Genomic DNA, 15,978 nt, shown 5'->3' on the forward strand with positions numbered 1-15,978 from the left:
GTGGTGTCATAACAGACAAGCGTGGCATCTCCCCGTCACACGAACGAGCGGAGGGCAAGAACCTTGAAAACAGGGCTGATAGGCCCAACGGATCCAAGCGAAACGGAGATTGTGATGGTATGTCGCTCAGAGCTCAAGGAGCGGGACTGGCGTATGGTTCCTAAAAGACGTGGCAGATCGTCGCAGAAACGCCATACAAAAGCATTAGCAGGCTTTTAACGCTAATAAACGTTACGGCGCCGCCATCGGCCGGGGTGCGTCAGCGAAACGACGAAGGATATCGGCTCGGCGGCATGGGACCTTTTGACGGCTTGAAAGTTTTTTCAGGTCTTCTACGATGTATTTCCCTTTAAAGAAATCAGGGATTTAAATTACCAGGTGGCTACGGTGCTCTGCACCAGGACTGGAACAGCACGCTGATCACAAACCTAAGGAGGTGATTGGATGTCAGTACAGACCGCAATGCGTCATGACATTTCCACTCAGGATCGAAACCACGATCGTTACCCGACCCGCTTGAGCCAGCCGCAGGATGCGCCATGGCTCGCCCGCCAGGATGCGGTGGTGAAAGGGGGCGTCGAGGATGGTCCACTCAGCCGCGAGCAGCTTGATAGCTTCGAGCGCGACGGCTTTCTATTTGAACCCAACTTTCTATCCCCCGAAGAGGTGCAGGCATTACGCACCGAGCTGGCATGGTTGCTCGACCGCGATGACTTTCGTGGGCGTGATTTCTCGATTACCGAGCCTGACAGCCAGGAAATCCGTTCGTTGTTTGCCGTGCACTTTCTCTCCGAGAAATTCGCTCGTCTCGCCAGGGACGCACGCCTGATGGGCCGCGCGCAGCAGATTGTGGGTGGCGACGTGTATGTCCATCAGTCGCGTATCAATTACAAGCCCGGGTTTCACGGCAAGGGCTTTAACTGGCACTCGGATTTCGAGACATGGCACGCCGAGGACGGCATGCCCGAGATGCATGCCGTCAGTGCCTCCATCGTGCTGACCGACAATCATCACTACAACGGACCGTTGATGTTGATTCCCGGCTCGCACAAGTGCTTCGTGCACTGTCTGGGGGAAACGCCCGACGAGAACCACAAGCGCTCGCTCAAGAATCAGGAGTTCGGTGTGCCCAGTCATGAGGCGTTGCGCCGCCTGATCGAGGCCAACGGCATCGAGGCGCCGACCGGGACCGCTGGCGGGCTGCTGCTGTTCGATTGCAATACCCTGCATGGCTCCAACGCCAATATGTCGCCGGACCCGCGCAGCAACGCCTTCTTTGTCTATAACCGGCGTGATAATGCCTGTCAGGCTCCTTATGGTGCCAAGCGTCCGCGTCCGTCCTTCCTGGCGCATGGCCCGGATGAAGAGTGGAAACCCGATACGCACTGACTTGGCGGTTAATCTCATCGCTAGGGTGTCAGGCGCCGCTGACGGCGATAGACTCAACCTCTATCGCCGCCAGCGGCGCCTTTTTTGTGGCTTATTTCCGACAGGAGCCTGTGATGGCCTTCATGCCCCGTTTTACCGATGGTCGAGCCTTTTCCCAGCCTCTAGGCAAGATTGTGTGTGTGGGGCGTAACTACGCCGAGCACGCCAGGGAACTCGACAATCCGGTACCCCGCGAGCCGCTGCTGTTCATCAAGCCGGCGACCAGCGCCGTGGCGCTGGAGGAGCCCATCGCGGTGCAGTTCGAGCGTGGCGAGGTGCACTTCGAGACCGAGCTGGCGCTGCTGGTCGGCACGCCACTGACCCGGGCGACACCCGAGCAGGCCGAGCGTGGCGTGGCGGGCATCGGCCTGGCGCTGGATCTGACGCTGCGCGAGGTACAGTCGCAGCTCAAGGATAAGGGCCACCCCTGGGAGCGGGCCAAGGGCTTCGATGGCGCCTGCCCGCTGTCGAGTTTCGTCGCCCTCGACGAAGTGCCGGACTGGCAGTCGCTGACCTTTAACCTGGATATCGACGGACAGCGTCGCCAGACTGGCGAGACACGTGACATGCTGTTTTCCGTGCCTGCGCTACTCGCGGAGATATCCCGGCATTTCACCTTGGCGCCTGGTGACGTCGTCCTGACCGGGACGCCGGCCGGTGTCGGCGTATTGCCGCGTAATGCCGAGCTACATTTGGCGCTGACGGATCAGCTTGAGATAACCACACGAACCGCCTGAACCGATGGCGGTCCGGAGCGTTTGAGAACGGATGGTGAAATCGGATTACCGAACTGCTGCGAGAGAAACGCCATGAAAGCTCATCATGTCTTATTTACCGCTCTACTCTTGGTCTCGCCAGCCGTCATGGCCGACGACACCCTGAGTGACAAGGCGCGACGTGCGGCGCATGCTACCGGAGAGTTGCTCGGCAATGCTGGTGAGGCGGTCATTGTGACCGGGCGCCGCGCCCTCGACGGTACCCGTGAAGGCCTCAATCAAGGAGCGGACTGGACACAGCGTCTGTTCACGGGCGATGCGCAGGGCACGGACGACGCGCGCCGTGCCCCGCAGGCTCAGGCGGCACCCAATGCCCCCCCGCCTTCCGACCCGGTGCAGCCTCCCGAACCCGCCGAGTCCGGGGTACGCGTAACGCCCATGCGCCAATGAGTGTGGGCAGGCGCCGTCCAATCGCGATGTCCGCCACCTCGGTATCACGCCAACACCCCGCCAGCTCAGTCACTGGCGGGGTGTTTCGCTTCCTGCAACGGGCTGGGTTGTGCTCCACTGCCTCCGGGGCGTCAAGCCCCGGAGGCAAGAGTCACTCAAGATAGGTATAGCCTTCCAATCCGGCGACCAGATCGGCCATGAACAGCTCGCGCTCGTCCTGTGGCAGGCCGCTGCTTTTCAGCTGCATCTCGAGGTGCTCGCGCAGCACCTTGGCGTCGAAGTTCACGTAGTGCAATACATCGGCCACGCTGTCGCCGTACTGCAGGTTCGAGAAGCGCATCTGGCCGTCGGCATCGAGGGCGGCATCCACCGAATCGGTATCGCCGAACAGGTTGTGCAGATCGCCGAGAATCTCCTGATAGGCGCCGACCAGGAACAGTCCCAGCAGCTTGTCGTCCTGGTCGTCCCATTCGGGCAGCGGCAGGGTGCTTTCCAGGCCTTGGCCATCGACGTAACGGTCGATACGTCCGTCGCTGTCGCAGGTGATGTCCTGGATCACGCCGCGGCGGGTCGGCTCGCGGTCCAGCCCGGTCAGTGGCAGCACCGGGAAGACCTGCTTGATGCCCCACACATCGGGCAGCGACTGGAACAGCGAGAAGTTGACGAACAGCTTGTCGGCGAGTTTCTCGCCTAGCTCGTCGGCAATTTCACGGTGGGCGCGATTGCGGCTGTCGAGGCGCGAGCGCAGGCGCTGACAGGCGGCGAAGTACACCGCCTCGCCCTCGGCGCGGGCGTCCAGGTCGGCCATGCCCATCACGAAGCGCTCCTGTAGCTCGCCGATGGCCTGGACCAGATCGTGATACGCCTCGACCTGGCCGCGCGGCTCGCGCATGGTCTCGAGCCGATCATAGACGCGCCACAGTTCGTCGACTTGCGGGTCGTCCTCGGCGCGCCGGCGTGGAGGTGCGGTCTCGCCGATGCGCTCCTCGTCGATGACGTTGGTGACCAGCACCGCATGATGCGCGGTCAACGCCCGGCCGGATTCCGAGATCAGGTGCGGATGGGGCAGTCCGGCGGCCTCGCAGGCCTGATGGAACGCCCACACCACGTTGCTGGCGTATTCGCGCATCGAGTAGTTGATCGAGCAGAAGCTGCGCGAACGGGTGCCTTCGTAATCGATGCCCAGCCCGCCGCCGACGTCGACGGTATCCACCGGTGCGCCCATCTCGCGCAGGCTCTGGTAGAAGCGTGCGCACTCGCGCAGGCCGCGCTGGATGTCGCGGATATTGGCGATCTGCGAACCGAGGTGGAAGTGCACCAGCTGCAGGCTGGCAAGCGCTCCGGCGTCGCGCAGTCGCTCGACCACGCCGAGGATCTGCGTCGCGGTGAGGCCGAACTTGGATTTCTCGCCACCGGAGTCCTGCCATTTGCCCTTGCCCACCGACGCCAGGCGTGCGCGCAGGCCGATGCGCGGGCGCACGCCGATACGCGCGGCCTCCTCGAGGATCAGATTGAGCTCGGAGAACTTCTCCACCACCAAGTAGACCCGGTGGCCGAGCTTCTCGCCCATCAGCGCCAGGCGCACGTACTCGCGATCCTTGTAGCCGTTGCAGACGATCAGCGACGAGTTGTCGGTGGACAGCGCCAGCACCGCCAACAGTTCGGGTTTGCTTCCGGCCTCGAGGCCGACACGGCCGCGGCCGCGCTCCTGGGTGGCGAGGATCTCCTCGACCACCCGGCGCTGCTGGTTGACCTTGATCGGATAGACCGCGGTGTAGCCGCCCTGGAAGGACTCCTCGCGCATCGCCGTATCGAAGGCCGCGCACAGCTGCTCGACGCGGTCGTGCAGGATGTCGGTGAAACGCACCAGCACTGGCAAACGCAATCCGGCTTGGCGCAGCTGATCGACCAGGGTGTCGAGCGACAGGGCGGGACCCTCGACCTCGCTGCCCAGCGGGCGCACGACGGCATGGCCGCGGTCATCGACGTCGAAATAGCCACTGCCCCACTGATCGATATTGTAGGTGCGGCGGGCCTGGGCGGCGGTAGCAGTCATTGAGCTCTCCTGCGAAACGGCGTGACCTGCAAAGAGGCCTGAACAAGAGTGGCCGGACCTGAGGCCGGTCGTGGTGCGAAAAGCAAAGGGGCCGCATTATGACGCTGGCGGCCCGGTATTCCTATGGTTTGTTTGCAAAGTGTCTGCGCTTGCCCAGAGGGTGTTAGAAATCGGCGCGTGCACAAATCCGGTCAAGAGCCGGTTCTAGCCTTGTCTGGATTGCGCGTATCGGCTTCCCAGACGAAACCTGGCTGAATCGGCGTGGCGACTATTCAGCATCGGGCAGCCCCAGGGCGCCGTGGACGATACGTTGATGCAACAGGGTGCGGTACTGTTGCGGGTCCTTGGGCGTCAGGGCGTGCGCGGGCGGGTCGACATAGACGACCAGCAGCCGGGACAGCCAGTAGCGTAGCGCGGTCATGCGCAGCATCATCGGCCACACGCGGCGCTCGTCATCGCTTAGCGCACGGCGCGCCTGATAGGCGCTAAGCAGCGCGGTGTAGCGCAGTCGGTTGAGCGTACCGTCGTCTTCACTGGCCCAATCATTGACGACGATGGCCAGATCGAACAGCAGGTCGCCGGTGCAGCCATTGTAGAAATCGATGATGCCGCCCAGCCGATCCCCGTCGAACAAAGTATTGTCGCGGAACAGGTCGCCATGCAATGCGCCTTGGGGTAGCTCCGGCGTGGCGGCAAACGTCTCTTGGTAGGTGTCGATCTCTTCCGCCATCAGCCGCTGATCGTCAGCGGACAGATAACCCATCACCTTGGGGTGGGTCGCTGTCAGCCAGTTCAGGTCGCGGGGGTTGGGGCGCTGGCCCTCGAAGTGCTGTGAAACCCGGTGCATGCGCCCCAGAGCGTCGCCGAGAGCTTGGCACTGCGCCAGGCTTGGCGCATGCGGGCTCTTGCCGGGCAGGCGTGGAAACAGCAGCGCCGGCTTGCCAACGAGACGCTGCAGGGCGACGCCTTCGCGGTCGTGTACCGGGCCGGGTACCGGCAGGCGATGTTCGGCGAGGTAATCCAGCAGGTCGACGAAAAACGGCAGCTCCTCGTACTCGCCCTGCTCGAAGAGGGTCAAGACCATGCGGGCCTGATCGGTGGTCACGAAGAAGGTGGAATTCTCCGTGCCGCTGGGAACGTCTTCCAGCGATGCCAGCGAGCCGACATCGAAGCGTTCCAGAAAGGTCGCAACCTGCGACTCGCTCAAGGGGGTGAATACGGCCATGTCTCTCTCGCCCGGATTGCCAAGCGCGCTATTGTAGCGGCTCGCTGCGGGCAGTCCTACCGTATCATGAGGTGACCGGAGCGAGGCCGGCTACCAGCGGATCAGCACCCAGCTCGGCGGTACCACCCGGTTGGCATCGTCTGCACGTTCGAAATTGCCGTTCCCGTCCCTGTCGATCAGATAATATGACGGTCCCGCGGCAGGTACGATCTCGATGGCGTAGAGCTGGCCATTGATACGGTACTCCTTGACGGTGCGATCGTCCTCTTGGCGAATAGTGACGTCCGGCGCCGGGCCTTCGCCTTCCTGTTGCTGAGCGGACACGAGTGGCGTGGCGAACAGCGTGAGCAGGCCCAGCGCCAGGGCGGGAGCAGTGCGCAGTATCTTCATGGCAGGTTCCTCAGGGCCAGATGCAACAGGATTTGCTGTTACTAGTGTATGACCAAACGCTACGGACAACTACCTTTCTACACGTGGCGAGCCGCGGTTTTTCCACGTGTTGGTTAATGCGTGTGAGGTTTGTCGAGCCTGGCGATGTCGCGCTGGGCCAGTGCCCAGGCTATGGCCAGGCAGGCGAGAATGCCGCCCATCAGCATCGGGAATGTCGCACCGGCTTGAAGCAGCAGGCCGAACACTGCGGGGGTCAATCCCGTGGCGAAGACCATGGCCGCGCTGAGCGTGGCGCGAACGCGCCCCAGATGCTCGCTGCCCCACAGCATGACCAGCAGCGAGTTGACGACCGGTTCCTGCAGGCCCACGGTCAGTCCGCTGCCCAGCATCAGCGCCCAGATTCCCAGATCGCCGCCCAGGGTGACGACGGCCAGCAGGCCCAGCGCAAAAGGCACCAGATAGAGCCGGGCGAGCAGCCGCGCACCCAGGCGGTCGACCCAGCGTCCGCCGAGCAGCGCGCCGGGAAAGCGGATCAGTCCGCGCCCGGTCAGCGCCAGCGCATAGGTGGCGATAGCCGCGTCCAGATCGCGGGTCATCTGCGCCTGGTAGAGAAAGATGCCGGTCATGGTCACCGGCAATAGCAGCAGGAGCGGCAGCAGACGCCAGAAACGCGCCTCGCGCAGCGGACGCGGGCCTCTGGGTCTCGCCGAAGTCGCGTCTACCCGCACGGTGGCAGACGGCCAGTGAGCTGTGCGTGTGAACAGCCACAGCCAGACAAGCGCCAGCAGGGCGGTCAGCGCCCACCACAGCTCGCGCCAGCCGAACCACACCAGCAGCACTGCGACGAGGGGCGCGAGCACGACCTCGCCCAGCGGCACACCGAGGCTGACCACGCCCAGCGCCCGGCCTCTGAAGTCGGGGAACTCGCGCCCTGCCAGCGTCATGCCGAAATGCAGCAGCAACCCCTGACCGCATAGCCGCACCAGGCCGAGTCCGAGCAGCGCCAGCGGCACCCAGGGCGACAGGGTGAGAAGCAGCGCCCCGAGCAGCACCCCGCCGACGATACCCAGCGCGTAGCGCCGTGGAGCGACCCAGTCGAGGCGCGGCCCCACGTACAGCATTGCCACGCCGGCGCACAGCGACAATAGCGAATAGGCGGTGCCGAACCCGCCGAGGCTCAAGCCGAGCCGCTCGGCGATCGGTGCCTGGAACAGGCCGATGAAGAAACTCTGACCCAGATTGCCGCTGAACACGGCGAACAGCGCGATGCCCAGCAGCATGCCCTGTTGACGAAACAGTTCTCGATAACCCACTCAGGCTCCTGCCGGCAGTCCATGAAGTCAGAACCCATCATAGCCGAGTCGCGAAGCAGAGTGCGCCTGACGCCGCCGCCGCCCTTGCGTATCATGGGGGGATTGAATGTTTCGCAACGGATGCCTTTTCCATGGCCAGCACTCCCATCGTCCTCGTCGACGGTTCTTCCTATCTGTACCGCGCCTTTCATGCATTGCCGCCGTTGAACTCCTCCAAGGGTCAGCCCACCGGCGCCATCAAGGGCGTGATAGGCATGCTCAAGAGCCTGATCAAACAGTACCCGGACAGTCCCATGGCGGTGGTCTTCGACGCCAAGGGCAAGACCTTTCGCGACGAGTTGTACGCGGAGTACAAGGCTCACCGGCCGCCGATGCCCGACGATCTGCGCGACCAGATCGAGCCGCTGCATGCCTGTGTTCGCGCGCTGGGCCTGCCGCTGTTGTGCATCGAGGGAGTGGAGGCCGACGACGTCATCGGCACCCTGGCGCGCCATGCCACCGAAGCCGGGCGCGACGCGGTGATTTCCACCGGCGACAAGGACATGGCCCAACTGGTCAATGGCCATATTACGCTGGTCAATACCATGAAAAACGAGACACTCGACGCGGCCGGCGTCGAGGCCAAGTTCGGTATCCCGCCGGCGCTGATCATCGACTATCTGGCGTTGATGGGCGACAAGGTCGACAACATTCCCGGCGTGCCCGGCGTCGGTGAAAAGACCGCGCTGGGGCTGTTGCAGGGCATCGGTGGCGGTCTGGACACGCTGTATGCGGATCTCGACCGGGTCAAGGCGCTCGGCTTCCGGGGTGCCAAGTCGCTGCCCAAGAAGCTCGAGGAGCACCGCGAGCAGGCCTTTCTCTCCTATCGGCTGGCGACGATCAAGACCGATTGCGAACTGCCGGTGGGGCTGGAGGATCTCGACATCGCTCATCCCGATCGCGAGGCATTAAAACAACTCTATAGCGAGCTGGAGTTCAAGGGCTGGCTCTCCGAGCTGCTGGCCGGCCAGGATACAGGCGTCGACGACGTGGCCTCAGGCACCGCGGCCCGCCGCACGCCGGCGGGCGGCGAAGTGGGAGAGAGCTTCGATAGCGATGCGCCACCGGCCAGCGTCTCCGCCTGCCAGAACCGTTTGATTCTTACCCAGGCCGAGTTCGACGATTGGCTTAAGCGGCTCGCGGCGGCCGAGGCGTTCTGTTTCGACCTGGAAACCACCAGCCTCAACTACATGGAGGCCGAAATCGTCGGCGTGGGTCTAGCGCTGGAGCCCGGCGAGGCGGCTTACATCCCGCTCGCCCACGACTATCTCGACGTGCCGGATCAGCTCGATCGCGACAGCGTACTCGCCGCGCTCAAGCCGCTGCTCGAAGACCCAGCCAAGGGCAAGATCGGTCAGAACCTCAAATACGACATTTCGGTGCTGGCCAACTATGCCATTCGCGTGGCGGGGCCGCTCACCGATACCATGCTCGAGTCCTACGTGCTCAATTCTACCGCCACGCGCCATGACATGGATTCGCTGGCACTGAAATATCTCGGCCAGAAAACCGTCAGCTTCGAGGATATCGCCGGCAAGGGTGCCAAGCAGTTGACCTTCAATCAGATCGCTCTCGAGCAGGCGGTGCCCTACGCCTGTGAGGACGCCGACGTTACCCTGCGCCTGCACTGCGCGCTGCGCCCGCGTATCGAGGCCGAAGGGCGGCTGGCGGAAGTGCTCGACATCCTGGAGCGACCGCTGATCCCGGTGCTCTCACGCATGGAGCGCACCGGTGTGGCACTCGATGTTGAGCGCCTGCATACCCAGAGTCGGGAGCTCGAGGCGAACATTCGCAAGCTGGAGGCGGAAGCCTTCGAGCTGGCCGGGCGTGAGTTCAACCTCGGCTCGCCCAAGCAGTTGGGCGAGATCCTCTTCGAGGAACAGAAGATCCCGGTGATCAAGAAGACCCCCAAGGGCGCACCGTCTACCGCCGAAGCGGTACTCGAGGAACTGGCGCTGGACTATCCGCTGCCCAAGGTGATCATGGCCCATCGCGGACTGAGCAAACTCAAGTCGACCTATACCGATAAGCTACCGCTGCTCATCAACAAGCGCAGCGGGCGCATCCACACCAGCTATCATCAGGCGGTCACCGCCACCGGGCGGCTGTCCTCCTCGGACCCCAACCTGCAGAACATTCCTATCCGCACCGAGGAAGGGCGCAAGATCCGCCAGGCGTTCGTTGCCCGGCCCGGCTACGCCATCGTGGCCGCCGACTATTCGCAGATCGAGCTGCGCATCATGGCGCATCTCTCCGAGGATAAAGGGCTACTCGACGCCTTCGCCGAGGACCGCGACATCCATACCGCCACTGCCGCCGAAGTGTTCGGCACCACGCCCGACAGGGTGCTGCCCGATCAGCGCCGCAGTGCCAAGGCGATCAATTTCGGGCTGATCTACGGCATGAGTGCCTGGGGGCTGGCCAAGCAACTGAGGGTCGAGCGCAAGCAGGCGCAGACCTACATCGAACGTTACTTCGACCGCTATCCCGGCGTGGCGCGGTTCATGGACGACATTCGCGCCCAAGCCGCCGCGGACGGCTATGTCGAGACGGTATTCGGCCGGCGTCTCTATCTGCCGGAGATCAACTCGCGTCAGCACGCCCGTCGCCAGGCCGCCGAGCGCACTGCGATCAATGCCCCCATGCAGGGCACCGCCGCCGATGTCATCAAGCGCGCGATGATCGACGTCGACGCCTGGCTGCATCCGCTCGAAGGCGAGAGCGAGTTCGATGCCTGGATGGTCATGCAGGTCCATGACGAGTTGGTCTTCGAGGTCAAGGCCGAGCAGGTCGAGGAGTTCATCGGCGCGGTGAAGCAGCGCATGCAGAATGCCTGCTCGCTCAAGGTCCCGCTGATCGTCGAGGCGCAGAGCGGTGCCAATTGGGACGAGGCACACTGACACACTGCGACTGAACGGCCCGGGACTGCCGGTCGCTGTTTTCGCGTGGTTCAGGGTTCTTGCGGGGGAGGAAAAACCACATCGAAGCCGCGAGCGTCGAGCTGGCGAATCATGCTGGGACGGCCCTGCTCGTCGAGGTCCACCAGCCCGATGCCGGATCCGTTCCACAGCCGCTCGCCGGCCTTGGCCCGGTCCGGGTCTCGCGGACGGATCTCCATGGGCCGGCGCTGGGTGAACCAGTTGAGCGGCGAGCGCGGCGAGTACAGCCAGCGGTTGGCGCGATCGAACCAGTCGAGCAGAGTGTCGGGGAAGGCGTTTTTCACTCCGCTGGAGGTGATCTGCCAGAGTCGGGGGCCTTCGCGGCGCTGACGGATGCGCACGTCATAGACGAAGGAGTAGTGCACGTCGCCGGAAAGCACCACGTAGTGCCCGGGGGTACGCGAATGACGAAAAATATTGAGCATCACGCTGGCGGCGCCCCGATGGGCCATCCAGTTTTCGGCGTCGACCAGCAGCGGCTTGCCGATCAGGGTGAACAGCTTCTGGATCACCTCGATCAGCTTGACGCCGAACATCGGCGCCGGCGAAACGATGACGACCGAGGGTGCGTCCAGAATATGCTGCTGCAACTCCGACAACGCCTCCCAGTCCATCAGGCCCGAGGGGCGGGTGGGGCTTCTCTCGCTGCGCCAGCGCCGGGTGCGGGTGTCGAGCACGATCAATGGCGGTGAGCCGGGGATCTGGTACTCCCAGCCTTCGAACCGCAACAGTTGCTGAATCATGGCGTCATGGGGCGCGGCGGGCAACCGGTCCTGACGGCGCGCCGCATCCTCCAGCAATCGGGCGGTTTCCTCGAGTGGCGCGGCCAGGCGGTCCGGATCATTGCCCCAGCCCTGGCAGAGCAGGTAGCCCAGCAATGCGTTGCCGATGATGCGGCGCGAGAAGGGATGGCCGTAGGCGGTCGTCTCCCAGTCGGCCGTCAGGTTCCAATCGTCGGTGATATCGTGGTCATCGAAGATCATTAGCGTCGGCAGGTGTGCCAGCAGCCGTGCGCCCGCCGGGAGCCCCTCGACGAAGCGCTGAAGAACGGCTTTTTCCTCCTCGAAGCTTCGAGCGTTGTCGGCATCCAACGGCGGCGGTGTCATCTCGACCAGCCGCCAGGGCACCGGTGACCACACCAGCAGGTACATGGCGATGATTTCGCCGAAGGTGATCAGGTGATTGTTGGCATTGTCCGACGTGAACACGGGTTTGCGCACGCCGCTGAAGAGGCGTGCGCGCAGGGCGGCGCTGCCTTTGACATTGGTGGGCAGCAGTTCCTGGCGCCGATAGTAATGGGCATCAGTCCCATGCAGCGCCTGGCTGTCGTCCACCGTGGCGCCCTCGAGGGGTTCGTCGAACAGCCCCAGACGGCGGATAAGCGCATGAATCGCCACCAGCATCGGGCCGGCCACATCGTCGGCGTAGATCTGATCGCCAGTCATCAGCAGCCAGGCGGGCCACTCCTGCGGCGTGTCGCGCCGCTCTGCGAGCCAGGCATCGGCACGCACCAGCCCATCCGGCCCGTCGTAGTGAGGACGACGGCAGGAGCCGTGCAGCAAGCGATGGTGACGCGCGGCGATCACGAAGGCGGGCAGCGCCGCGCCGTCGTGCAGCAGATGCGGCGCCCAACTGGCAATGCCGGTGTCGCCCTGCTCGTCGATGAGCTTCAGATCGTAGGCGATGCGCACCCCGGTGGGGAGTGGCGTGTCCAGGGCGACATCGATCAGGTGCAGCCAGGCGTGACGTCCTAGCGGGAGGCGTCTGACGCGGCGCTGATTTAGCGTCAACCGGCGCGGCGGCTGACCGGCGGGCTGCAGCACAAGCTTCATTTCGAGCGCGCGCGAGCCCACCAGCCAGATCAACAGCCGCTGGGGGGTGATTCGCCTGAGCAGAGGCCCTGCGAGCACGGCGGGAAGAGACTCACTAGTGCTGTCGGGACCCATCAAAGTCGACCTGCAAGAAGCGTGAATGAAACGATGGCGTTGCCTGGCGTTGCGCTGGGGGCAATCGGCTTCGGCGGCGATGGCCTCGGTATCCGGCCTTAGGCGCCTCCGTTGGCGATACTAACATCACTTGCCTGGGGCCGCTTAGTTGACCGGCGGCGCGAGCGGCCCGTCTTGGCAGGGAGACGTGGCTTCTCCGTAAAGGGTAACGCATCCCTTTCCCGGCGTAGAGTGCCGCGTCGGCATTGGCCATGACGGCTACCGCCGTGTCGCCATGCTCCGGCCACAGCGTCACGCCAATACTACACCCTACGCGGGTATTGCCTCCCGGGGTCCCTGAGGGGGTCGGCCCATTCGGCTATCGAGAAGGCTGTTGTTAAATCGATTGCAGGAGCCATCCTCCCGCCCCGCAGCCGAGCACCACCAGCCACGGCGGCAGTTTCCAGGCCGTCAGCGCGATAAAGGCGAGCAGAGCCAGGGCGACGTCTCGCGGCTGATGGATCGCGCTCGTCCACACCGGATGGTAGAGCGCCGCCAGCAACAGGCCGACCACTGCAGCGTTGATGCCCATCAGCGCTGCACGCACATGGGTGTTGCGGCGCAACGGCTCCCAGAACGGCAGCATCCCCGCCACCAGCAGAAACGATGGCAGGAAGATGGCGAGCAAGCACAGTACGCCGCCGAGCCAGCCGCCGGCTGCCGGATTCATCGCCGCACCGAGAAACGCGGCAAAGGTGAACAGCGGACCGGGCACGGCCTGTGCCGCACCATAGCCGGCCATGAAGGTATCGCTTGTGACATCGCTGGGCACGACTTCGGCCTGCAGCAGCGGCAGCACGACATGCCCACCCCCAAAGACCAGCGCGCCCGCGCGGTAGAAGGTATCGATCATATGCATTGCCTGGCTCGGCCAAGCCGTTGCCAGCAGCGGCAGCCCGACCAGCAGCACGCCGAAAATGCTCAGCCAGAGACTGCCCGTGCGACGATCAAGGGACGTAGACACAACGTCATGTTCGCGGGTGGGGGGTGGCCTGCACAGCAACAGCCCGGCGACACCCGCCGCCACGATAGCGCCGATCTGTATCCCCGGACCGGACCCCAGCAACAGCATGCACGCCACTGCCGTCATCAGAGTCTGGCGGGCAATATCCGGACAGAGCGTGCGCGCCATTCCCCATACCGCCTGAGCAACGACGGCAACCGCGGCGATCTTGAGCCCTTGCAGCAGCCCGGCGGGGGCAGCCTCGCCCCAGGTCGCAAGTCCCAACGCGAAGAGTATCAGCAAGATTGCGGACGGCAGGGTAAACCCGGCCCAGGCCGCCAGGACGCCGGGATAACCGGCCTGGAGCAGGCCGATGGCCATGCCGACCTGGCTGCTGGCGGGGCCGGGCAGGAACTGACAGAGCGCCACGAGATCCGCATAGCGCTGCTCGCTGAACCAGCGGCGGCGATTGACGAACTCGTCGCGAAAATAGCCCAGGTGAGCGACGGGGCCGCCGAACGATGTGAGCCCCAGACGCAGGAATATCCCAAAGATCGTCCACGCACGGATGTGGCCGGCGGGCGGGGCGGCAGCAGATGGCGAGGAGGCCATACAGACTTCTCCGATGTTGAGCGGGGCATGACAGGCTAGTGGTACGCCATGACATTTACATCACCAGAAGGCGCCCTGCGTTGCGCCTTTCGGCCAGTGGCCTCTACGAACAAATCGTTACGCGCGTTTTTAACATAGGTGCTCTAGCGGCAGCTGAGCATTCACTAACATGCAGCATCTGGCATCGAGTGCTTATTGGTCGATTTGCATGCGGTGTCATACAACTGAGATATGCATGGCGTGTAATGCCGCCCACGGACGGGCTTATGGTCATTGAAGCTCTCGCCGTGCCATCAGGGAGATAGAATCACCATGTACCCAACGACGCAAACGACGACTTTTCCCACTGGGCAGACGGCCCACCTTTTCTTGTCCCGAGACCTGCTGGTCATGGCCTCTGCGCATGAAACCCGTGAGACGACGCGTTACCGGCAACTGTCGCTGCGCTTTTTGCCGTTCAATACCGGCATTCACCGCCTGCTGGCAATGCTCGCCAGCGAAAGCGAGCAGCGCCTTGCAGCGCTGTGGCAGGCAGCGGAGAAATTGCAACTGAGTGACGAATTGCCAACACCGGAGCCTGCCCGGACTTCACCGGAGACGGCTCTGGCACAGCAGTTTTTCGTGACGAATGAAGCCATGGCGGCCGCAACATTGACGCAGGCGTTACATGACCAACAGCAGTCAGTGCTTTTCTATCGCCAACTGCGTGAAGGCAGCGGGATGATGGATCTCGACCGCCTGCTCGCGGCGTTCACCAAGCAGGCATTGATGCAGTGCCGCATCCTGCAGGAAAATCAGGGCCTGCTGGGAGTCAATATGCAAGCCTGCCGCAAGCAGCATGCCGCATGATGCATCAGCCCTGTCGGTGACGCCCCGGTGGCGCCATCGCCGGGGCGGTAAACTCCCCCAGCTCTTCCCAGCCCATGTTGCCGCCGGTAATCACCACCACCACATCGCCCGTCGGCGGCAGATCGGGCAACCGACCCTCGAGTAGCGCGGCGATACCGACCGCCGCACCCGGCTCGGCAAACAGCTTGCTGTGGCCGAGTAGCCACTGCATGGCCTGGTAAATGCCTTCCTCGCTGACACTGATCAGGTCATCCACATGCGCTCGGCACAGGGCATAGGTGTGCCGTCCGACCAGGGCGGCGCCGAGGCTGTTGGCCCGGGTACCGAGCGCGGGTAGGCGGGTCGGGCCGCCATGGGCGAAAGCGTAGCCCATGCTTGCCGCGCCGGCAGGTTCCACGCCGATCAAGCGAATATCGGGACGCAGAGCGCGAATGGCCACGCCGAGACCCGAAAGCAGCCCACCACCACCGACCGGGCACAGAATCGCCGCGGCATGCGGGGCCTGCTCGATAATTTCCAGAGCCAGTGTGCCCTGGCCGGCAATGATGCGTTCGTCGTCGTAAGGGTGGACCAGCGTCAGTCCGCGCTCCTCGACGAGTTGCTCCATCAGCGACCAGGCCTCGTTGATGCCACCGTGCAGGATCACTTGCGCGCCGAGCGCGCGGGTACCGGCCACCTTGAAGGGGCTGGCGTCCTCGGGCATGACGATGGTCACCGGTGTATGTGAGGCTTGCGCCGCCCAGGCCAGGCCCAAGGCATGATTGCCCGCCGAGACGGCACCCACGCCCTGGGCAAGCTCGCTTGCGCTGGCGGTGCGCATCCAGTTGAGCCCGCCGCGAGCCTTGAACGAGCCGGTGCGCTGAAACAGCTCGGCCTTGAGACGGATGGGGCGCTGATAGCGCTCGGAGAGTCCGAAATCCGTGAGCATGGGGGTCGCTTCCAGCCTATCGGCGGTTCTTTCGCGGGCTTGCTGTATCTGCTCGAGGGTGACCATGGCGGAATCTCCGAAGCGTTAGGCAATCTGTCGCGTAGC

The 15,978-nt window shown here is 63.9% G+C and carries 12 protein-coding genes; 5 read left to right on the top strand and 7 right to left on the bottom strand.

What is annotated here, in order from left to right:
* Positions 1-444 precede the first annotated feature (444 nt).
* The 3 genes from thpD to ACW4DH_RS10740 all read left to right on the top strand — a co-directional run bounded on the left by thpD (position 445) and on the right by ACW4DH_RS10740 (position 2,594).
* Positions 445-1,389 carry an ectoine hydroxylase gene (thpD, locus tag ACW4DH_RS10730; protein ID WP_459636389.1) on the top strand — a complete coding sequence of 315 codons (945 nt, stop codon included), beginning with the start codon at positions 445-447 and terminating at the stop codon, positions 1,387-1,389.
* A gap of 113 nt (positions 1,390-1,502) precedes the next feature.
* A complete protein-coding gene (locus ACW4DH_RS10735) occupies positions 1,503-2,165 on the top strand; it encodes a fumarylacetoacetate hydrolase family protein (RefSeq protein ID WP_459636390.1) in 663 nt (220 codons plus the stop codon).
* Between the two features lie 72 nt (positions 2,166-2,237).
* The gene (locus ACW4DH_RS10740; RefSeq protein WP_459636391.1) at positions 2,238-2,594 is read left to right on the top strand and encodes a hypothetical protein; all 357 of its coding nucleotides are present in this window, start codon (positions 2,238-2,240) and stop codon (positions 2,592-2,594) included.
* A gap of 151 nt (positions 2,595-2,745) precedes the next feature.
* On the opposite strand, the gene speA is transcribed toward ACW4DH_RS10740, so the two are convergent.
* The 4 genes from speA to ACW4DH_RS10760 all read right to left on the bottom strand — a co-directional run bounded on the left by speA (position 2,746) and on the right by ACW4DH_RS10760 (position 7,578).
* A complete protein-coding gene (gene speA / locus ACW4DH_RS10745) occupies positions 2,746-4,650 on the bottom strand; it encodes a biosynthetic arginine decarboxylase (RefSeq protein ID WP_459636392.1) in 1,905 nt (634 codons plus the stop codon).
* A gap of 268 nt (positions 4,651-4,918) precedes the next feature.
* Positions 4,919-5,875, bottom strand: coding sequence for a homoserine kinase (locus ACW4DH_RS10750; RefSeq protein ID WP_459636393.1), 957 nt, complete (start codon positions 5,873-5,875; stop codon positions 4,919-4,921).
* A 90-nt stretch (positions 5,876-5,965) separates the two neighbouring features.
* Positions 5,966-6,265: a DUF2782 domain-containing protein gene (locus ACW4DH_RS10755; RefSeq protein WP_459636394.1), complete on the bottom strand. Its 300-nt coding sequence runs from the start codon at positions 6,263-6,265 to the stop codon at positions 5,966-5,968.
* 113 nt (positions 6,266-6,378) lie between these two features.
* Positions 6,379-7,578: an MFS transporter gene (locus ACW4DH_RS10760; RefSeq protein WP_459636395.1), complete on the bottom strand. Its 1,200-nt coding sequence runs from the start codon at positions 7,576-7,578 to the stop codon at positions 6,379-6,381.
* A 131-nt stretch (positions 7,579-7,709) separates the two neighbouring features.
* Here ACW4DH_RS10760 and polA point away from each other — a divergent pair, with 131 nt between their 5' ends.
* Positions 7,710-10,517 carry a DNA polymerase I gene (gene polA, locus ACW4DH_RS10765; protein ID WP_459636396.1) on the top strand — a complete coding sequence of 936 codons (2,808 nt, stop codon included), beginning with the start codon at positions 7,710-7,712 and terminating at the stop codon, positions 10,515-10,517.
* A 50-nt stretch (positions 10,518-10,567) separates the two neighbouring features.
* On the opposite strand, the gene ACW4DH_RS10770 is transcribed toward polA, so the two are convergent.
* Both ACW4DH_RS10770 and chrA read right to left on the bottom strand, forming a co-directional pair.
* On the bottom strand, positions 10,568-12,502 hold the full coding sequence (locus ACW4DH_RS10770) for a metallophosphoesterase family protein (protein ID WP_459636397.1): 1,935 nt from the start codon (positions 12,500-12,502) through the stop codon (positions 10,568-10,570).
* A 376-nt stretch (positions 12,503-12,878) separates the two neighbouring features.
* Positions 12,879-14,096: a chromate efflux transporter gene (chrA, locus tag ACW4DH_RS10775; RefSeq protein WP_459636398.1), complete on the bottom strand. Its 1,218-nt coding sequence runs from the start codon at positions 14,094-14,096 to the stop codon at positions 12,879-12,881.
* A gap of 390 nt (positions 14,097-14,486) precedes the next feature.
* Here chrA and ACW4DH_RS10780 point away from each other — a divergent pair, with 390 nt between their 5' ends.
* On the top strand, positions 14,487-14,945 hold the full coding sequence (locus ACW4DH_RS10780; RefSeq protein ID WP_459636399.1) for a hypothetical protein: 459 nt from the start codon (positions 14,487-14,489) through the stop codon (positions 14,943-14,945).
* A gap of 4 nt (positions 14,946-14,949) precedes the next feature.
* Here the strand turns inward: ACW4DH_RS10780 and ACW4DH_RS10785 are convergent, their stop codons facing one another.
* Positions 14,950-15,939, bottom strand: a complete 990-nt coding sequence (locus tag ACW4DH_RS10785; protein ID WP_459636400.1) for a threonine ammonia-lyase — start codon at positions 15,937-15,939, stop codon at positions 14,950-14,952.
* Positions 15,940-15,978 lie beyond the last annotated feature (39 nt).

The organism is Halomonas sp. WWR20, from assembly GCF_054602495.1.